The following is a 19,854-nucleotide window of genomic DNA, read 5'->3' as shown; positions in this document are numbered from 1 at the left end:
CGGGTTTTCAGCGGCCGGTCAGATGGTATTCATTGCCACTGCCCGATCACGGCGGCATCAAGATCTCCCGGCGGTGGCTTACCGCATGGGTGGCAGAGCAGTAAACAGGGCAGGACTGACCGGCCAGTCTCCGTCATTGCCCGCACCTGGCAGGATGAGTCTCCGTTTTGTCGCAGCGGGTAAGAATTTGCTGTGAATGCTGATGTAAAAAATTCGTTCAGCCTTATCACCGTGAAATCCCCGCATATTCACATTGTATTTATGCAGATGCCTTCATACAGTTAAGCCATGCTGACCTGTCCGGAGAGAAAAATGATCAGAGTGGAAATGCTGGCGACCGGTGATGAAGTGTTGCACGGGCAAATCGTCGATACCAATGCCGCCTGGCTGGCGGAGATACTGCTGCAAAACGGTCTGCCGATGACCAGCCGCCAGACGGTGGGCGATAATCTTGATGAGCTGGTCACCGTGCTGACCGAACGCAGTAAAGTGGCCGATATACTGATTGTCAACGGGGGGCTGGGGCCGACCAGTGACGATCTCAGCGCGCTGGCCGCGGCAAAGGCCGCAGGCGTGGAGCTGGTGCGTAATGAAGTCTGGCTGGAAAAGATGACGGCGTTTTTTGCCTCGCGTGGCCGCAGGATGGCCGACAGCAATCGTAAGCAGGCTGACATTCCCGCCGGTGCGGAAATGCTGGATAACCCGGTCGGTACGGCCTGCGGTTTTGCTATGCAGCTGAACCGCTGCTGGATTTTCTTCACGCCGGGCGTGCCTTCCGAATACAAAGTAATGGTTGAACAACAGATCCTTCCGCGTTTACAGGCCCGCTTTTCACTCCCTGAACCCCCGGTTTGTCTGCGTCTGACCACCTTTGGTCGTGGAGAGAGCGATCTGGCCTCGGAGATTGAAGCGCTGGCGCTGCCACAAGGTGTGGTGATGGGATACCGCGCCTCGATGCCGATTATCGAGCTGAAGCTGAACGGACCGGTAACGAAGCTGAAAGAAATGGAGCAGTTCTGGCAACAGGTTCGCGAAATTGCCGGAGACAGCGTGATCTTTGAAGGGCGGGAGACGCTCCCGGCGCAGATTTCACGCCGCCTGCGTGAGCAGGGGGAGAGCCTTGCTGTCAGTGAGCAGTTCACCGCCGGGTTGTTACAGTGGCAGCTGGCTTCGGCAGAGGCACCGCTGGCTGCCGGTCAGGTTCTGCCAGCAGATAACGAAACCCTGTCTTCTTTAGCCATACGTGCCCGGCAGTTGTCGGCGAGCGCCAGCCTGGCGCTGGTGGTCGGGGGGTTGCAGCAGGACACCGTGGGACTGGCGTTAGTCACGCCGCAAGGCTGCCACGCGATGAGGGTAAAGGCTAACCTCAGTCGCCACGATCTGAAATCGCGTCAGGAGGTGGTGGCGATGATTGCGTTGAACATGTTGCGCCGCTGGCTGAATGGTCAGGCGATCTGCCGTGGACATGGCTGGATTGAGGTGGTGGAAACCCTGCACGGCTAAACAGACAGGCCGGTCTGAGTGCGTTGCATCAGGCTGGTTTTTTCAGGCGGAAGCTGAGGTTTTTGCGGGGGCGACAGACATTTTAAACCCTGTTGCCAGGCCCGCTCCATCGGCACAGGACGCTTTACTTACATCTCTATTTCAATATCCCCTTTTGCTGTACAACAACATGGCAGAATTTCCCCCGCCTGAATAAACGCCAGTGGCCGTGAGGCGTAACAGACTTCGCCTTTTAACAGCCGGGTGCGGCATGAACCGCAGTAGCCTTCCCGACACTGATATTCCACCGGAATACGGTGGGACTCCAGCGCATCAAGCAGTGAAGAGTGCTCATCGCCACAGTGGAGCTGCGTACCAGAGGTACGCAGCGTAATGATTGCGCCAGCCATCTTACAGCTGGAAGTCGTCAAAGTCGTTTTCACCCACTTCTGAGTCGATCTGACCGACCAGGTAGGAGCTGACTTCCACTTCCTGGGGAGCAACCTGTACGTTGTCCGATACCAGCCACGAGTTGATCCACGGAATAGGATTCGAACGGGTCTGGAATGGCAGATCCAGACCCACGGCCTGCATGCGGATATTGGTGATGTACTCAATGTACTGCCACAGAATATCTTTGTTCAGACCAATCATTGAGCCGTCACGGAACAGATATTCCGCCCACTCTTTCTCCTGTTGTGCTGCCAGCACGAACAGGTCGTAGCATTCCTGCCGACACTCTCTGGCGATCTCTGCCATTTCCGGGTCGTCTTCACCGCTGCGCAGCAGGTTCAGCATATGCTGAGTACCGGTCAGATGCAGTGCTTCATCACGGGCAATCAGGCGAATGATCTTCGCATTACCTTCCATCAGCTCACGCTCAGCGAAGGCAAATGAGCAGGCAAAGCTGACGTAGAAGCGGATCGCCTCCAGCGCGTTGACGCTCATCAGGCAGATGTACAGCTGTTTTTTCAGCGCCCGCAGATTAACCGTGACCGTTTTGCCGTTGACCTGATGACTGCCTTCGCCCAGCAGATGCCAGTAGTTGGTCATTTCGATCAGATCGTCGTAGTAGCCGGAGATATCCTTCGCGCGGGAGAGGATCTGCTCATTGGTGACGATATCGTCAAACACAATCGCCGGGTCATTGACGATATTGCGGATGATATGCGTGTAAGAGCGCGAGTGGATGGTTTCGGAAAATGCCCAGGTTTCCACCCAGGTTTCCAGTTCCGGGATAGAAATCAGCGGCAGCAGGGCCACATTCGGGCTGCGACCCTGGATGGAATCGAGCAGGGTCTGATACTTCAGGTTGCTGATGAAAATGTGTTTCTCATGGTCCGGCAGCCCCTGGTAGTCGATACGATCGCGGGAGACGTCCACCTCTTCCGGACGCCAGAAGAATGAGAGCTGCTTTTCAATCAGCTTTTCAAAAATGTCATATTTCTGCTGGTCATAACGGGCAACGTTAACCGGCTGACCAAAGAACATAGGTTCGTCGAGCTGGTTGTTTTTATTCTGCGAGAAGGTTGTGTAAGCCATAAACAGTAATCCGGTAAGACCCTTAACGGGAACAGGGAAGGGGGCGCATTAACGCGCCCCATCTTAACTTAAATTTTGCAGGCACCGCTTTCGCAGCCGTCATCCTGAATCGATGGCGCCAGATCGTCCTGCGCATCTTCTGCACCATCACGGGTGTTCTGGTAGTACAGGGTCTTCACGCCAAATTTGTAGGCGGTCAGCAAATCTTTCAGCAACTGCTTCATCGGCACGCGACCGTTGGCGAAGCGTGTCGGGTCGTAGTTGGTGTTAGAGGAGATCGCCTGGTCAATAAATTTCTGCATCAGCCCGACCAGTTGCAGATAGCCATCGTTATTTGGCATTTCCCACAGCAGTTCGTAACTGTCTTTCAGACGCTCATACTCCGGCACCACCTGGCGCAAAATGCCATCCTTTGACGCTTTGATGCTGATGTGACCACGCGGGGGTTCAATGCCGTTGGTGGCATTCGAAATCTGCGAGGAAGTCTCTGATGGCATCAGTGCTGACAGCGTGGAGTTACGCAGGCCGTGGGTTTTGATCTGTTCACGCAGCGTTTCCCAGTCGAGGTGCAGCGGCTCGTTGCTGATGGTGTCCAGATCTTTTTTGTAGGTATCGATGGGCAGAATGCCCTGTGAATAGGTGGTTTCGTTAAACCACGGGCAGGCACCCTGCTCTTTTGCCAGCTCGTTTGAGGCTTTCAGCAGGTAATACTGGATAGCTTCAAAGGTACGGTGCGTCAGATTATTGGCGCTGCCGTCAGAATAGCGAACGCCGTGTTTTGCCAGGTAGCAGGCAAAGTTGATTACGCCGATGCCGAGGGTACGGCGTCCCATCGCCCCGCGTTTTGCCGCCGGGATAGGGTAATCCTGGTAGTCGAGCAGGGCGTCCAGCGCACGAACGGCAAGGATCGCCAGCTCTTCAAGATCGTCAAGGCTGTCAATGGCACCCAGATTGAAAGCCGACAGGGTACAAAGGGCGATCTCGCCATTCTCGTCGTTAACGTCGGTCAGGGGTTTGGTCGGCAGGGCGATTTCCAGACAGAGGTTAGACTGGCGTACTGGCGCAATTGAGGGATCGAACGGGCTGTGAGTGTTGCAGTGATCGACGTTCTGAATGTAGATACGACCCGTTGAAGCACGCTCCTGCATCATCAGTGAAAACAGATCAACCGCCTTCACACGCTGCTTACGGATGCTGTCATCCTGTTCGTATTTGGTATACAGGCGCTCAAATTCATCCTGATCGGCAAAAAAAGCATCGTACAGGCCGGGGACGTCCGACGGGCTGAACAGGGTGATATCACCGCCTTTCAGCAGGCGGGTGTACATCAGCTTGTTGATCTGCACGCCGTAGTCCATGTGACGAACGCGGTTTCCTTCCACACCCCGGTTATTTTTCAGTACCAGCAGACTTTCAACTTCCAGATGCCACATCGGGTAGAACAGCGTTGCCGCGCCGCCACGGACACCGCCCTGCGAGCAGGACTTCACCGCAGTCTGGAAGTGCTTATAAAAAGGAATACAGCCGGTATGGAACGCTTCACCGCCACGGATTGGGCTACCCAGTGCACGAATGCGTCCGGCGTTGATACCGATGCCCGCCCGCTGAGAAACATACTTAACAATGGCACTGGAGGTGGCGTTGATGGAATCCAGACTGTCGCCACATTCGATTAATACGCAGGAGCTGAACTGGCGGGTGGGGGTGCGCACCCCGGACATGATTGGCGTCGGCAGCGAAATCTTAAAGGTGGAGACCGCGTCATAGAAGCGCCTGACGAAATCCAACCGGGTTTCACGTGGGTAGTCGGAAAACAGGCAGGCCGCGACCAGCATGTAAAGGAACTGGGCGCTTTCATAGATTTCGCCGCTGACGCGGTTCTGCACCAAATATTTCCCTTCCATCTGCTTCACTGCCGCATAGGAAAAGTTCATATCGCGCCAGTGGTCGATGAAGCCGTCCATCTGTTCAAACTCTTCCACGCTGTAATCCTGAAGCAGATGGCGGTCGTATTTTCCCAGATCAACCATCCGTTTTACCTGGTCATACAGCTTTGGTGGCTCGAACTGACCGTAAGCTTTTTTGCGCAGGTGGAAAATAGCCAGGCGGGCAGCCATGTACTGGTAGTCCGGCGCTTCACGTGAGATCAAATCGGCGGCGGATTTAATAATGGTTTCGTGGATATCAGAGGTTCTGATCCCTTCATAGAACTGGATATGTGAACGCAGTTCGACCTGTGAAACGGAAACGTTTTGCAGGCCTTCAGCAGCCCAGTCAAGCACACGGTGGATTTTGTCCAGATTGATGCGTTCAGTGCGGCCATCGCGTTTTGTGACAAGCAGGCTTTGATTCATTGCGCGTTTTATCCTGTCCGTGAAGTCAAAAGTATCCCCCGGTTATACACATGTGAGTAACATTGTGGATAAACACTATATATAGGGGGCAAATGGAGAATGGGTAACAATATGGTGAGTATTCTAGTAATTAATCACTGCTTAACAAGGCTTGATTTTCACAAGGTTTTACTGTTCGACAGCTGGCTTTTTTCCTAAGTCCGCGTTTCTCAAGGCGATGCAGTAAGTCAACCGCTTAAGAAATTTTTTAGAAACTCTGACGCCCGCAGCATTCTTGTTCAGTTCTGACTGGAGGTGAATTTTTTTGCAGCAATACCGCCCGGCAGACCTGCGTAGTATTTTTTCTCTTCAGGTGCTCCGTGTCATTCTCTGGTACTGAAGCAGGGTGTCTTAAGCTGGCAGCTGAATCCGGTATCGGGTTCAGCTGCCGCAGCGGGTCGCTGTCAGGGGCGGTTTTGCGTGGCCCGAATGCGAATCTTTGCTCTCCGGGCCGGGGCCTTATTCAGCCGGGCAATGGGTGTGAAGCATATAGTTAACGTCCACGCCGGGTGCCAGTTTAAATTTGTTGGTTAACGGGTTGTAGTGCAGACCGGTAATATGGCGCTCGCGCAGCGGGGTATCGTCAAGCCAGTTGAGCAGTTCGCCAGGACGGATAAATTTCTTAATGTCGTGGGTGCCGCGTGGCACCATGCGCAGCAGATATTCCGCACCCACAATGGCCAAAAGCCAGGCTTTGCTGTTGCGGTTAAGGGTGGAGAAAAACACTTCACCTCCGGGCTTAACCAGGCGAGCGCAGGCATGAACGACCGAACGGGGGTCCGGGACATGCTCCAGCATCTCCATGCAGGTGACCACATCATACTGTGCGGGAAATTGCTCTGCGTGTTCTTCTACCGTCTGTTGCAGGTAATCGACTTTAACGCCGCTTTCCAGCGCATGCAGTCGGGCTATCTGTAACGGCTCTGCGCCCATGTCCAGCCCGGTGACCTGTGCCCCTTCACGCGCCATACTCTCGGCAAGGATGCCGCCGCCGCAGCCGACATCCAGCACTTTTTTGCCAAACAGGCCGTTGCTGCGTTCAGCGATATAACCCAGGCGTAACGGATTAATGCGATGTAAAGGTTTGAATTCGCCTTCCAGATCCCACCAGCGTGAGGCGACGGCTTCAAATTTAGCAATCTCCTGATCATCGACATTCACAGCCCTGCCGTTTTGTTCTGCTTTCATTCACTCTTACTCCGTGGAAAGTTTGCCGGAAGTATACATCTTTCCACCCTCTGCGGGGCAGTGCGCCATTTTCAATCCATTCAGGCGCGATTAAAGCGCGCAAAACGACGCTTTCCATTCACCACCTGGCCTAAAGGTGATATACTTTCGCACCTTTGAATCCGGGTATATTTTAGAAGGAAAGCGCCTTAATGAGTGACCTGGCAAGAGAAATCACACCGGTCAATATCGAAGAAGAGTTGAAAAATTCCTACCTCGATTATGCCATGTCGGTCATCGTTGGCCGCGCATTGCCTGATGTTCGCGATGGCCTGAAACCAGTACACCGTCGTGTCCTCTATGCCATGAACGTGCTGGGCAATGACTGGAATAAACCTTATAAAAAGTCTGCCCGTGTGGTGGGTGACGTTATCGGTAAATACCATCCGCATGGCGATACTGCGGTGTATGACACCATTGTTCGTATGGCGCAGCCGTTTTCACTGCGTTATATGCTGGTGGATGGCCAGGGAAACTTCGGTTCCGTTGACGGTGACTCCGCCGCTGCAATGCGTTACACCGAAGTGCGCATGGCGAAAATTGCTCACGAATTGCTGGCGGACCTCGAAAAAGAAACCGTCGACTATGTGCCTAACTACGACGGCACCGAGCAAATCCCGGATGTGATGCCGACCAAAATCCCTAACCTGCTGGTTAATGGTGCCTCAGGGATTGCCGTTGGGATGGCGACCAACATTCCTCCACATAACCTGACCGAAGTTATCAACGGCTGTCTCGCGTATATCGATGATGAGAACATCAGCCTTGAAGCCCTGATGGAACATATCCCGGGCCCGGATTTCCCTACCGCTGCGATTATCAATGGTCGCCGTGGTATTGAAGAGGCTTACCGCACGGGTCGCGGCAAAATCTACATTCGCGCGCGAGGCGAGGTGGAAGTTGATGCCAAAACCGGCCGCGAAACCATCGTCATTCACGAAATTCCCTACCAGGTGAACAAAGCCCGCCTGATAGAGAAAATGGCCGAGCTGGTAAAAGAGAAGCGCCTTGAAGGGATCAGCGCGCTGCGTGACGAATCAGATAAAGATGGTATGCGTATCGTCGTTGAGATCAAACGCGATGCGGTTGGCGAAGTGGTGCTGAATAATCTCTATTCGCTGACGCAGTTACAGACCTCTTTCGGCATTAATATGGTGGCCCTGCATCAGGGACAGCCAAAAATTATGTCGCTGAAGGAGATTCTGGAAGCCTTTGTTCGTCACCGCCGTGAAGTGGTTACCCGCCGCACTATTTTTGAACTGCGTAAAGCCCGCGACCGTGCGCATATCCTTGAAGCGCTGGCGATAGCCCTGGCGAACATCGACCCGATTATTGAACTGATTCGCCGTGCGCCAACGCCCGCCGAAGCAAAAGCGGGGCTGATTGCACAGGCCTGGGATTTAGGCAACGTGTCCGCCATGCTGGAGCGTGCCGGAGATAACGCGGCTCGGCCGGAGTGGCTTGAAGACCAGTTTGGTATCCGTGAAGGGCAGTACTGGCTGACAGAGCAACAGGCACAGGCCATTCTGGATCTGCGCCTGCAAAAACTCACCGGGCTGGAACATGAAAAACTGCTGGATGAGTATAAAGAGCTGCTGGAGCAGATTGCTGAGCTTATCCATATCCTCGAAAGCGCCGAGCGCCTGATGGAGGTTATCCGCGAAGAACTGGAGCTGATCCGCGATCAGTTCGGTGATAAGCGTCGCACTGAAATCACCGCCAACAGCGCTGATATCAATATCGAAGATTTGATCAACCAGGAAGACGTGGTGGTTACCCTGTCTCATCAGGGCTATGTCAAGTATCAGCCACTGACGGATTATGAAGCCCAGCGTCGCGGTGGAAAAGGCAAATCGGCTGCACGTATTAAAGAAGAAGACTTCATTGATCGCCTGCTGGTTGCCAATACCCATGACACCATTCTGTGCTTCTCCAGTCGTGGCCGCCTCTACTGGATGAAGGTGTACCAGCTGCCGGAAGCAAGTCGCGGAGCCCGTGGCCGACCTATCGTCAACCTGTTGCCGCTGGAAGCTAACGAGCGTATCACCGCGATCCTTCCGGTGCGGGAATATGCCGAAGGCTGGAATATCTTCATGGCGACGGCCAGCGGTACGGTGAAGAAAACCGCGTTGCAGGAGTTCAGCCGTCCGCGTAGCGCCGGTATTATTGCGGTGAATCTGCGTGATGACGATGAACTGATTGGTGTGGCGCTGACCAATGGTAAAGACGAAGCCATGTTGTTCTCTGCCGCCGGTAAAGTGGTGCGCTTCTCTGAGGAGGCTGTTCGCGCCATGGGACGCACCGCATCGGGCGTCCGGGGTATCAAACTGGCGGAAGGCGACCGGGTGGTATCACTGATCGTGCCTCGTGATGAGGGCGCCATCCTTACCGTGACGCAGAACGGTTACGGTAAGCGTACCGATAACAGTGAATATCCTACCAAGTCCCGCGCCACACAGGGGGTTATCTCGATCAAAGTGACCGAGCGTAACGGACCTGTGATAGGGGCAGTTCAGGTTGTCGACAGCGATCAGATCATGATGATCACCGACGCCGGAACGCTGGTGCGCACGCGCGTTTCTGAAGTGAGCGTGGTGGGGCGTAACACTCAGGGCGTTATCCTGATCCGCACCGCTGAAGATGAAAATGTCGTGGGCCTGCAACGTGTGGCCGAGCCGGTCGCGGAAGAAGAGCTGGATGCGATCGACGGCAGCGTGGCGGAAGGGGACGATGATATCGCCCCGGAAGTCGACAGCGACGACGATGCAGCGGAAGGCGATGAGCAGGAGTAATTTCCGGCATTTCTGAACCTTCTGTCACCGCTGAAAACCCCCGGTCAGTACACTGCTGACCGGGGGTTTTTCTTTCTGGCTGAGCGGGCTGACGGAAAAGCGAGTCTGTCTTTATCAGTCCAGGCAGGACACTCCCTGGAGCAGAGACTTTTCTCTCTGTGCAAGGGGTGGTTGGCTGGCTTTTTTGCAGTTCTGGCGGTACTGTATTGGGATCAAATTGGTCGATAGTCAGCCGCTCTATAGGGTTTCGTTTGAAATACTTAGTCTCCTTCAGAACCACGTTGCGGATCTCCCGCTATCTGTTTCGTGCGCTGGCGCTAATGCTCTGGACGTTGGGCGCATTGCTGACGACATTTTATATTATTAATGTACTGCACGAGAAAGAAGGGCAGGTGCGCCAGGAGTTTAACGCTAACGTTGAGCAGGTGCAGTGGTACATCACTCACTCGGCTGACGTTACCCGTGAGCTTAAGTTCATCGCTGAAAATCGCCTTAACGCTTCCGCCAACGGCCTTGATGTGCTGAACGGCATGTTTCCTGGTAAAAATACTCTTCCTCAGTTTTACCCGCTTTATTCCGATTCAGATTGTGGGACCATGAGCAGTATGTGGCGTAACTCACTGGAGTCACTGAGCTATTTTCTGCGCTACTGGAAAGACAATTTCTCATCAGCTTATGAGCTGAACCGGGTATTTTTTGTAGGAGGGGAGAGTCTGTGTCTGGCAGATTTTGGCGTGGGCAATGCTTCTGTTGATCGTGGCCATGCGTTGAAGTCACTACAGGAACATATCCTCAAATACCGAAATGCCAATGGCGAAGAGCGTAAAAACAGTATCTTCTGGGTGGTGCCATCAGGTCAGCCCGGCGTCGGTTACTACTACATGTTGACCCCGGTATATGTGGTCAGCAGGATGGCGGCGCTGTTGGGGATTGAGCAGACCATCAGGCTGGAAGACTTTATTGCGCCCGGCTCGTTCCCGGCCACCGCTATATTACTTGATGCGAATAATCAACGGATTATGTCTTCTTCTCGCATGGGGGAGCGTATTTCACTTGATGACCTGCCGGATGACAGTAGCTGGTTTGGCTACATTAACGGCTATAAGCAGCTGGTGATGAAAAAGACGCTGACGCCGTCTTCTCTGACCGTAGTCTACTCTGTTCAGACCAGCGATTTGGTCGAGAAGCTGAAAATGCTGATCATCAATGCCATTTTGCTGAATGTGATCAGTGCGATTTTCCTGTTCACTTTTGCCTGGTTATTTGAACGACGTATGTTCCTGCCTGCGGAAGATAATGCGCAGCGTCTGGAAGAACATGAACAATTCAACCGCAAAATTGTTGCTTCCGCGCCGGTGGGGATTTGTATTTTACGCACCAGCGACGGCACCAATATCCTCAGTAATGAGCTGGCGCATAATTATCTCAGTATGCTGACGCAGGAAGACCGGCAGCGGTTGACCGAAATCATTTGTGGTCAGCAGGTAAATTTTGTCGATGTCCTGACCGGCAGTAATACTAACCTGCAAATCAGTTTTGTTCATTCGCGCTATCGCAATGAAAACGTGGCAATTTGTGTGCTGGTGGATGTCAGTGCCAGGGTGAAAATGGAAGAGTCACTTCAGGAGATGGCACAGGCCGCAGAACAGGCCAGCCAGTCGAAATCGATGTTTCTCGCCACGGTCAGTCACGAGCTGCGCACCCCGCTGTATGGCATTATTGGTAATCTCGACCTGTTGCAAACCAAATCGCTACCTAAAGGCGTGGAGTCGCTGGTCACCGCGATAAACAACTCCTCCAGCCTGTTACTGAAGATCATTAGCGATATTCTTGATTTTTCTAAAATCGAATCGGAACAGCTGCGAATTGAACCCCGAGAATTTTCCCCGCGTGAGGTGATTACCCATATCGCCTCCAGCTATCTGGCAATGGTGGTGAAGAAACGGCTGACGCTGTGGTGCTTTATTGACAGTGATGTGCCGGTCACCCTGGATGGCGATCCGCTTCGCCTGCAACAGGTCATTTCCAATTTGCTGAACAACGCCATCAAATTCACCCACACCGGCGGTATCATCCTGCAATCCTACATCAGGGACGGCTACCTGGTTTTCTGTGTGCGTGATACCGGTGTGGGCATCCCGGCAAAAGAAATTCCCCGACTGTTTGATCCTTTTTTCCAGGTAGGAACTGGGGTTCAGCGTAATTTTCATGGCACTGGCCTGGGGCTGGCTATCTGTGAAAAGCTGATTAATATGATGGACGGTGATATTGAAGTGGATTCGGAGCCGGGAATGGGCAGCCAGTTTGTGGTGCGCATTCCATTGTATAACAGTCAGATAATGACGCCGGTGCTGCATGAGGGGCTACATGGCAGGACATGCTGGCTGGAATTGCGGAATGACACGCTGTCGACGTTCCTGCATAAATTGTTGCAGCAACACGGTATCAACGTATTGCGGCTGGAAGAGGGTGCTCAGTGTGGTCATGATGATGTCATCGTGACCGATTATGACTTCCAGACTCAGCAAACGGTGCGCGCGGTTATCCGCTTTGACGGCAGCCATAATGACGGCCCGCTTGAGGTGATCTGCGGACGCTGGATTTATGGCACCACCACACCCCATGAGCTGCCGGTGCTGTTGGGCCGAATCTACCGGGTTGATGTCAGTATGCCCGACCTGTTGCCGGGGCTACCGGAGACGGAAGAGCAGAGCGCCAGCAATGAAGACATTCTGATTCTGGTGGTAGATGACCATCCAATTAATCGGATGCTACTTTCCGATCAGTTAGGAACTCTGGGCTACCGGGTGAAAACCGCCCAGGATGGCGTGGATGCCCTTAATGTGTTGAGTCGTCACGAATTTGACATCGTGCTGACCGATGTGAACATGCCAAATATGGACGGATATCGCCTGACACAACGGTTGCGTCAGCTTGGACTGACTTTTCCGGTTGTGGGTGTTACCGCCAATGCGTTGGCCGAAGAGAAGCAGCGTTGCATGGAGGCGGGAATGGATAATTGCCTGTCGAAACCGGTCACGCTGGATACATTACAGCAGACGCTGGCCTTTTACGCGGAGCGGGTGCGTAAGGGCAGAGAAAGCTGAGCACCGTTCTGGCAATAAAAAAGGCGAATTTAACATTCGCCTTTTTTCTATCCTGCCGGGGAATCAGTCTTTATCGACAGGCATTGTGCTGACTGACGAGAGATAGTTCAGCAGCGCAATATCGTTATCCACGCCCAGTTTCATCATCGCTGATTTTTTCTGGCTGGAGATGGTTTTAATGCTGCGGTTCAGCTTCTTGGCAATTTCTGTCACCAGGAAACCTTCGGCAAACAGACGCAGTACTTCACTCTCTTTAGGCGATAAACGCTTGTCGCCATAGCCACCCGCACTGATTTTTTCCAGCAGTTTTGCCACGCTTTCAGGCGTATACTTTTTGCCTTTTTGCAGGGCAGCCAGCGCTTTTGGCAGATCGGTTGGGGCACCTTGTTTCAGCACGATCCCTTCGATATCCAGGTCCAGAACGGCACTGAGAATGGCCGGATTATTGTTCATCGTCAGCACAATAATCGACAGGTCAGGGTAGTGACGCTTGATATATTTGATCAGGGTGATGCCGTCGCCGTATTTTTCGCCCGGCATCGACAGGTCAGTAATCAGTACATTGGCATCAAGTTTTGACAGGCTGTTGATTAACGCCGTGGAATCTTCGAATTCACCCACAACATTGACCCATTCGATCTGTTCGAGCGATTTACGAATGCCGAACAGCACGATTGGATGATCATCGGCAATGATTACGTTCAAGTTATTCATATTATTTGGTTACCTTGCTGCAACAGTTCATTGACGTAGCTGTCAATCTCACTGGTGGTATTTTTAATGTTTGAAATGTCACACTCTGTAATGTGCTGTTCTAACGTCTCACAGAGCTGCTTGCCTGGTGTCAAATTAAGCATGGCAAACACGCCTTTCAGGCGATGCGCGGTTTGAGCAAGCGAACTCAAATCTCCCTCGGCCGCTTCATTATACAATCTCTTCACATCGTCTGGTACTGTATCGACAAAGAGCTGGAAGTAACCCGGCGAAAATAGCTGGGCCATGTCCTGTTCTTCAACTGTTTCATCCAGGGCCAGTTGTTGTTCAATCAGTTGCAGTAATGCGTCCTGCATTGCGTTACTGAGGTTGAAATTGACTCTGAACTGATTACGGGAGAGCGCGGTATAGCCTGATTCATCGTCCGTGAGCAATAACGACCACGGCGTGACATTCGCCGGTTCATCAGTGATCAGAACATCGTGATCCTGCCCGGAAAAACGTTCATCCGGGGTAATGCAACTGGCTCCCCAGTTTTCAAGCTGGCGAACCACGATTTTTCTGACGTCGTCCACTGAGATATCAATCAGTGTGGTCAGACCCTCCAGCAACTTCTCTTCCTGCGGTTGCTGTAACTCCTGCGGAGCATGTATCTGGACGGTGAAGCGTGTACCTATGTCTGGTCGGGCAATAATGTCCAGTTGACCGCTCAGCTGTTTACAAAGCTGTTTGATCAGGAAAAGAGAGAGTCCCGAAGCCTGACTGAAGCGATCCTGACTGGTTTCACCAAGGAATGGGAAATCGGCATTACCCAGCTCATCCACCGTCAGGCCTGCACCAGTATCGACAATTTCAATTATCAACGCGTCCGGACGGTCCTGAGGATGGCTCACTTCAATGGTGATTCGTCCCCATGCGGTGGTGGTGATGGCATAATGCAAGAGTGTGTTCAGTATTTTGTATAGTGCTCGCCGGTCACTAAAGCGATTTTCATCCATGCTCAGCCGGTTATTCACCAGCAGTCTCAACCCTTTACGGCGCAAAGAGGGCAGAGCTTCTGTCACCAGTTCGTCCAGCACGGTTTGCATATTGAAAGCACCGGCGTCCGGTGCCCATTCATGGGTTTCCAGCCGGTTGAGCAGAACAATGTCGTCTACCAGACGGCTCAGTCCCTGGGATTCTTCCAGAGCATCGCTGATATTCTCAGAGTGCTGAGTGTGACTGAGTTGCTGAAGCAGACTGATGACGTTGTGCAATGGACGATTAAGCGCATGGCCAAGGTTTTGTAACAGTTGCTGACGAGTCTGATGATTTTTATCCAGTATTTGCTGGGCTTTCTGCAATTTCTTGTTCACCAGCAGTTCACGATCCTGATCGCGCATCATAAACAATTGCGTGTTCGGTGAGATCACACTGCGGGCATGACGGATTTCATAAACTTCATTATTTACCGTCGCCTGGAGTACGCCCTGGTGCTGGTCGGACATATTGATGATTTTTTGCAGATTCAGGTGTGGCAACAGATGTTCAGCAATCTTGTTACTGATGATAGTGCGATTGCTGGAGAAGTCATAAACCAGCAGGCCTACGGGCAGGCTGCCAACAATCTCTTCATTTAATACACGCAGTGAATCCAGTTCAGCACTCTGATTTTCACTGGGCCGAAGCGATTGCTGACGCGACAGAAACAACCCGCACAGCGACAACAGCACCAGCACCAGATTGGTCAGCAGTGGCCACATCAGATTATGCAAGGTATCCATAATCAGACCGGTGATCGGGACACGATAGATGAGCTGAAGTGGGGTGCTGGTCAGCGAAGCGGAAACTTCCACGTTAGGATTCATCAGCGAGACGCTGGTGCTACTACTGGCCTCATTGCTGTCAGAATTCTCGTTCGTCCCGCTGTTATCCTGTTTAAGCTGGAAGTTTTCCAGCGGCATATTAAGCGGAATGAGATCGTTGACAGGCAAATCAAATGCCACCACCGTTGCCAGATGTCCCGGCTGATTAAAAGTGGTACGAACGGTAAAATAGTGGTCGTTTTGCCAGGTAAAACGCCGCAGTGGTGAAAAGCTTTCGCGCTCGTCCAGCGCATTAGCCTGTTGCAGCATTTCGGCACGGCGGGAGTCAACAATATTACTGATTGCACTCTCTTTATAACGGGTTGCCATATCCTTTAATGGCAGCGTTGAGATGAGAATCAGGCTGTTATCCTGCCCGTCCAGAAAATACATTGACCAGGTACTGTTTTCAGCACCCCACAGCGTATCCAGATAGTTGGACATACGCAGCGTCATGTCCAGCGTGCCACCGTCATGAGAGCCGAAAATAAGAGATTCGGTTTTGCGGCGGGTTTTCTCCAGGTAGTAAACATCCGGACGCAGGCGGGTTTCCTGAAGGCTCCCTGATGGAGCGCCAGTTGCGCTGGCGGCAAGGTTTTCATAAATCTGCCAGGTCGCAAAGCGATAGGTGTTGATACGCTTTTGCATTGCATGGGCAATGTCTGCCATCGCATAGCGTTTATCCATTAACCAGGCATTAACTGCGTTGTGGATCATAAACCCTGAGCCAAGCAGCACCAGCAGAATAAACATCACAAAAAAATGGGTGATGTTGCCTGACTTCAAAGGGAATTTGTATGACAACATAGTGTAACTTACCCCTGTGAATGTAATGACGGCCAGGCGTTGGCGACCCGCAGAAATACGCTGATGGCGCTCAGGATCATCGTCGGGCATTACCACTGAATAACAGATTCTGTCAGTGTCGGGATGGCGAGAATACCTGCATACTCAGTGGATGTCATGGAGGAAAAAAAACCGTGATTCGACATGGTTTATGACTTCCCATCACATTGAAGCAGGATATGAGTCAACGAATCCATTCCTGTCGACCTTTGTGTCGCGGAGAAAATCGACGTTTCAAACCTGCTGCACCAGCGATGAAAGACCGCGCTGGTGAAAGGATGGTAAACATCTGCGCGGTGATTAAATTGTTGTGCATCCGGTGTTGTCATCGTTTTCGTTACTGGACCTGTTATGATTACCGCTACTTTTATCACAATTAACGAATTTAAAGAAGTTTAGCCTGCAAATTAAGCATGCTGGTTATCGCCTCAGCCCTTTGCACATCTGGCCTGTCAATAATTAATGCCTGAAAACAACACGGTTAATAAATTTTCTTGCTTTAACATCACTTTTACAGACAACGTCCCACAACAGAGCGCTAAAACGTGCACTGTCTTCATTCCTTAACAGGCATGGATGGTGCTGAATGGTGACACAGGCATTGATGAACGCTTTGCGAATTTTCATCTCACCATTCAGGCAGCCCGGGGAGATACTGGCCGTCAGGCTGAAAGCCAAATCACCAGTAATGCAGATGAACTGCCGGACAAATCAGTTGTGGCTGCATTTATTCGGTAAGAAAATCAGAAATAAACACACTCAGATATTATCGGTTAATACGTTGTAAGGACTTAAAATTTTCCGGACTTGCTGAAAATAAGACTGCATCAACACCCGATTTATTAATGGAATGGAAATCCGGCAGTTGTGGTGCCTTGCTGATGTTAAAAAAGAGATGGCTGTTATTTATTGATAAATTATTTCAGCACTTCAGGTTGCCTTTACATAATCTGACAAATATTCAGCTTGTCAAAAAAAAAACCGGACATCAGGTCCGGCAGGGAATATAAAGTGAAATAACTCATTCGGGGTGAATGAAGGTAATAATGAAATAAAATGATGATAGCGGGGCTATTCTATCTCACTGAGCATCACTTATTTTTATCATTCAGTGCTCAAAAATTCGCGCGAGATAACTGCATGTAAAATATGTATTTTTTAATATTTTGACAATTGGTGCTCTGTTTTTGTCAATATGTGCTGGTCAAAAGTTCCCCCTTATTAACAAAATGAAATATTTAATTTGCGTTCTGAAACACAATCGGAAATTTGGTATCATTTTCTTTATGGATAATTACTTTTCTCTCATTAACATGAAATTCATGACTGAATTTTCAACGTTCAGTGTGCAGTGGCAAATTAATGCATTACAACCAGAGGGCAATAAAATGAAACTTCGCGTTCTCTCCCTGATGATCCCGGCGATGCTGATCGCTGGTTCTGCGGGTGCGGCTGAAATCTATAATAAAGATGGCAATAAACTTGACCTGTTTGGCAAAGTCGATGGTTTGCATTACTTCTCTGACAATGATGGCGCTAATGGTGACCAGTCCTATGTTCGTTTTGGTTTCAAAGGTGAAACCCAGGTTAGCGATCAGCTGACTGGTTACGGTCAGTGGGAATACCAGGCGGCGTTAAACAGCGCAGAATCTGAAGGCACGGCGAACAGCTTTACCCGTGTCGGATTTGCTGGTCTGAAATTTGGCGATGGTGGCTCCTTCGACTACGGCCGTAACTACGGCGTGGCCTATGACATTGGAGCATGGACCGATGTGCTGCCAGAATTCGGTGGCGATACCTACGGTGCGGATCAATTTATGTTCCAGCGTGGAAATGGTCTGGCCACCTATCGTAACAACAACTTCTTTGGCCTGGTCGATGGCTGGAATTTTGCAGTGCAGTATCAGGGCAAAAACAGCAGCGCAACCGAATCGCCTAACGGGCGTGATGTGCTCGGTCAGAACGGTGATGGTTGGGGACTTTCCACTACTTATGATCTCGGTTCTGGCTTTGGCATTGGTGCTGCAATGTTCAGCTCCGATCGTACTACTGAGCAAAATGGTGGCACGGCGGGGACTTCTGGCATTCTTGGACGTGGTGACAAAGCGACAGCCTATACGGGTGGTCTGAAATACGATGCGAACAACATCTATCTTGCCGCAATGTACACCCGCTCTTACAACGCGACCCGCTTTGGTTCGAGTGATGATGCCGTTTACGGTTATGCTGACAAAGCAGATAACTGGGAACTGGTCGCGCAGTATCAGTTTGACTTCGGTCTGCGTCCTTCTCTGGCTTTCGTCAGTTCCCGTGGTACTGATATCCAGGGCTTTGGTTCGCAAAACCTGAAAAAATATGTTGATGTAGGTGCCACTTACTACTTCAACAAAAACATGTCTACCTATGTCGACTACCAGATCAACCTGCTGGATGATAACAACTTCACCAACAGCGCTGGCATCAACACTGACGATGTTGTCGCCCTGGGTCTGGTTTACCAGTTCTGATGTGGTTGTGGAGCGCGGTCAGACTGCGCTCCCGATTTTCCTTTCATTTGTTCGCTCCTCATATCTGACTTATTTCCCATTCAGCCGGCGGCAACGTGGACGGTAGATCTGTTTATTGTGCGTCTGCTTGTAATGTTTGTAACCGGCAAAGATAATCAAAGCGATGAAAATCACTGAAAGAATGTAGTACGTCATTCTGGATCTCCTGTTAATTCTTAATCGGGCAGCCAGATATAGCGTGCGTTAACAACCATTCTGATTAGCATTTTTGCCAGGATCAAGGGTCTGAAAATCGAATAAACCCCTGTTTTTTGCTGTTTCAGTACCAAAAATAACTGAAGGTAGTTTTTTTTAAATGAAGATGAATTGGCTGTATTTTACTGGTTTTGCAGCATTTATACTGATTTCGGGTTGCGACAATCATAACAAGAGTCAGGCCGCTGAAGCGCTGGTATTGAATGGGCGCACTATGGGAACATTCTGGAGGGTCAGCCTTGCTGAGTTCCCTGCGGAACGTAAAGATGCCCTACAAAAACTGATCCAGCAGCAGCTGGACAGTGATGATCAGGAACTGTCAACCTGGAAGAAAGATTCGGTAATTTCTCGCTTCAACCAGTACCGTGGTAATGAACCACAGCCGGTCAGTGACAATATGGCCGATATTGTCACGCTGGCACTTCGCGTTGGTCACAAAACTGCGGGCGCGATGGATATCACCGTCGGCCCTTTGGTTAATCTTTGGGGTTTCGGACCTGATAAACAACCGGTAAAAACGCCGACCCCGGCTCAGATAGACGGCGCGCGGAGCCAGACAGGCTTACAACATTTACATGTTATCCAACGGGTGGAAGGGGCTTATCTGCAAAAAGATTTGCCCGGATTGTATGTGGATCTCTCGACGGTAGGCGAAGGATTCGCCACCGATCATCTGGCCCGGCTGATGGAGAAAGAGGGTATCAACCGCTATCTGGTCTCTGTAGGAGGGGCGGTGCTCAGCCGTGGGATGAATCCACAAGGAAAACCGTGGAAGGTGGCGATTCAGAAGCCCACTGATAAGGAAGACGCGGTGCAGGCTGTGGTTGATTTACAGGGGCATGGCATAAGCACTTCTGGCAGCTATCGCAACTATTATGAGCTTGATGGTAAGCGAGTTTCCCATGTGATTGATCCGACTACCGGTCGACCAATTCAACACAAACTGGTGTCGGCCACGGTGATTGCGACTACGGCGCTGGAGGCTGATGGCTGGGATACCGGGCTGGTGGTGCTGGGTGAAGAGCGGGCTAAAGCCCTTGCGTTGCGTGAAAAACTGGCAGTTTACCTGATCATCAAACAGGATGATGGCTTCCGCACATGGATGTCTCCACAATTTAAAGCATTTATTGTGCAACCGTAACAGG

13 protein-coding genes are annotated in these 19,854 nt (G+C 51.3%); 6 read left to right on the top strand and 7 right to left on the bottom strand.

Features of this window, described 5'->3' with window-relative positions:
• Positions 1-312 precede the first annotated feature (312 nt).
• Positions 313-1,503: a nicotinamide mononucleotide deamidase-related protein YfaY gene (locus BG55_RS12225; RefSeq protein ID WP_034938047.1), complete on the top strand. Its 1,191-nt coding sequence runs from the start codon at positions 313-315 to the stop codon at positions 1,501-1,503.
• A 128-nt stretch (positions 1,504-1,631) separates the two neighbouring features.
• Here the strand turns inward: BG55_RS12225 and yfaE are convergent, their stop codons facing one another.
• From yfaE to ubiG, 4 genes are all read right to left on the bottom strand, one after another.
• On the bottom strand, positions 1,632-1,892 hold the full coding sequence (yfaE, locus tag BG55_RS12220) for a class I ribonucleotide reductase maintenance protein YfaE (RefSeq protein ID WP_034938045.1): 261 nt from the start codon (positions 1,890-1,892) through the stop codon (positions 1,632-1,634).
• Position 1,893: 1 nt separating this feature from the next.
• Entirely contained in the window at positions 1,894-3,024 is a 1,131-nt protein-coding gene (nrdB, locus tag BG55_RS12215) for a class Ia ribonucleoside-diphosphate reductase subunit beta (RefSeq protein WP_034938043.1), read from the bottom strand.
• A gap of 68 nt (positions 3,025-3,092) precedes the next feature.
• Positions 3,093-5,378: a class 1a ribonucleoside-diphosphate reductase subunit alpha gene (nrdA, locus tag BG55_RS12210; protein WP_034938041.1), complete on the bottom strand. Its 2,286-nt coding sequence runs from the start codon at positions 5,376-5,378 to the stop codon at positions 3,093-3,095.
• Between the two features lie 498 nt (positions 5,379-5,876).
• Complete coding sequence (ubiG, locus tag BG55_RS12205; protein WP_034938039.1) at positions 5,877-6,605, bottom strand: bifunctional 2-polyprenyl-6-hydroxyphenol methylase/3-demethylubiquinol 3-O-methyltransferase UbiG; 729 nt, start codon at positions 6,603-6,605, stop codon at positions 5,877-5,879.
• 191 nt (positions 6,606-6,796) lie between these two features.
• Here ubiG and gyrA point away from each other — a divergent pair, with 191 nt between their 5' ends.
• Both gyrA and rcsC read left to right on the top strand, forming a co-directional pair.
• On the top strand, positions 6,797-9,436 hold the full coding sequence (gene gyrA / locus BG55_RS12200; RefSeq protein WP_034938037.1) for a DNA topoisomerase (ATP-hydrolyzing) subunit A: 2,640 nt from the start codon (positions 6,797-6,799) through the stop codon (positions 9,434-9,436).
• A 251-nt stretch (positions 9,437-9,687) separates the two neighbouring features.
• A complete protein-coding gene (gene rcsC / locus BG55_RS12195; protein WP_034938034.1) occupies positions 9,688-12,543 on the top strand; it encodes a two-component system sensor histidine kinase RcsC in 2,856 nt (951 codons plus the stop codon).
• Positions 12,544-12,606: 63 nt separating this feature from the next.
• On the opposite strand, the gene rcsB is transcribed toward rcsC, so the two are convergent.
• A complete protein-coding gene (gene rcsB, locus BG55_RS12190; RefSeq protein WP_034938033.1) occupies positions 12,607-13,257 on the bottom strand; it encodes a response regulator transcription factor RcsB in 651 nt (216 codons plus the stop codon).
• The gene (rcsD, locus tag BG55_RS12185) at positions 13,254-15,908 is read right to left on the bottom strand and encodes a phosphotransferase RcsD (protein WP_034938067.1); all 2,655 of its coding nucleotides are present in this window, start codon (positions 15,906-15,908) and stop codon (positions 13,254-13,256) included. Before rcsD ends, rcsB begins: the two co-directional genes overlap by 4 nt.
• Positions 15,909-16,523: 615 nt before the next feature.
• Here rcsD and BG55_RS22850 point away from each other — a divergent pair.
• Together BG55_RS22850 and ompC are read left to right on the top strand one after the other, a co-directional pair.
• Positions 16,524-16,685 (top strand): hypothetical protein, encoded by a 162-nt coding sequence (locus BG55_RS22850; protein WP_160170853.1) that lies wholly within the window; start codon positions 16,524-16,526, stop codon positions 16,683-16,685.
• A gap of 650 nt (positions 16,686-17,335) precedes the next feature.
• Positions 17,336-18,454: a porin OmpC gene (gene ompC / locus BG55_RS12180; protein ID WP_034938065.1), complete on the top strand. Its 1,119-nt coding sequence runs from the start codon at positions 17,336-17,338 to the stop codon at positions 18,452-18,454.
• Between the two features lie 69 nt (positions 18,455-18,523).
• Here the strand turns inward: ompC and BG55_RS23415 are convergent, their stop codons facing one another.
• Positions 18,524-18,649: a hypothetical protein gene (locus BG55_RS23415; protein ID WP_268745060.1), complete on the bottom strand. Its 126-nt coding sequence runs from the start codon at positions 18,647-18,649 to the stop codon at positions 18,524-18,526.
• 160 nt (positions 18,650-18,809) lie between these two features.
• Between BG55_RS23415 and apbE the strand changes: the two genes are divergently transcribed.
• Positions 18,810-19,850 (top strand): FAD:protein FMN transferase ApbE, encoded by a 1,041-nt coding sequence (apbE, locus tag BG55_RS12175; RefSeq protein ID WP_034938030.1) that lies wholly within the window; start codon positions 18,810-18,812, stop codon positions 19,848-19,850.
• The last annotated feature ends 4 nt before the right edge of the window (positions 19,851-19,854 follow it).

The sequence above is a fragment of the Erwinia mallotivora genome, assembly GCF_000590885.1.
In the GTDB taxonomy this organism is placed as follows: domain Bacteria; phylum Pseudomonadota; class Gammaproteobacteria; order Enterobacterales; family Enterobacteriaceae; genus Erwinia; species Erwinia mallotivora.
The sequence above is the reverse complement of the archived record's forward strand: the minus strand, read 5'-3'. Positions and strand labels throughout refer to the sequence as shown.

Excerpts from the sequence above, each read along its gene's own strand:
- BG55_RS22850 (WP_160170853.1), top strand. The coding sequence starts at position 16,524 with ATGGTGCTGAATGGTGACACAGGCATTGATGAACGCTTTGCGAATTTT.
- nrdA (WP_034938041.1), bottom strand. The coding sequence starts at position 5,378 with ATGAATCAAAGCCTGCTTGTCACAAAACGCGATGGCCGCACTGAACGC.
- apbE (WP_034938030.1), top strand. The coding sequence starts at position 18,810 with ATGAAGATGAATTGGCTGTATTTTACTGGTTTTGCAGCATTTATACTG.
- gyrA (WP_034938037.1), top strand. The coding sequence starts at position 6,797 with ATGAGTGACCTGGCAAGAGAAATCACACCGGTCAATATCGAAGAAGAG.
- yfaE (WP_034938045.1), bottom strand. The coding sequence starts at position 1,892 with ATGGCTGGCGCAATCATTACGCTGCGTACCTCTGGTACGCAGCTCCAC.
- rcsB (WP_034938033.1), bottom strand. The coding sequence starts at position 13,257 with ATGAATAACTTGAACGTAATCATTGCCGATGATCATCCAATCGTGCTG.
- rcsD (WP_034938067.1), bottom strand. The coding sequence starts at position 15,908 with ATGTTGTCATACAAATTCCCTTTGAAGTCAGGCAACATCACCCATTTT.
- BG55_RS12225 (WP_034938047.1), top strand. The coding sequence starts at position 313 with ATGATCAGAGTGGAAATGCTGGCGACCGGTGATGAAGTGTTGCACGGG.
- ompC (WP_034938065.1), top strand. The coding sequence starts at position 17,336 with ATGAAACTTCGCGTTCTCTCCCTGATGATCCCGGCGATGCTGATCGCT.
- nrdB (WP_034938043.1), bottom strand. The coding sequence starts at position 3,024 with ATGGCTTACACAACCTTCTCGCAGAATAAAAACAACCAGCTCGACGAA.
- BG55_RS23415 (WP_268745060.1), bottom strand. The coding sequence starts at position 18,649 with ATGACGTACTACATTCTTTCAGTGATTTTCATCGCTTTGATTATCTTT.
- ubiG (WP_034938039.1), bottom strand. The coding sequence starts at position 6,605 with ATGAAAGCAGAACAAAACGGCAGGGCTGTGAATGTCGATGATCAGGAG.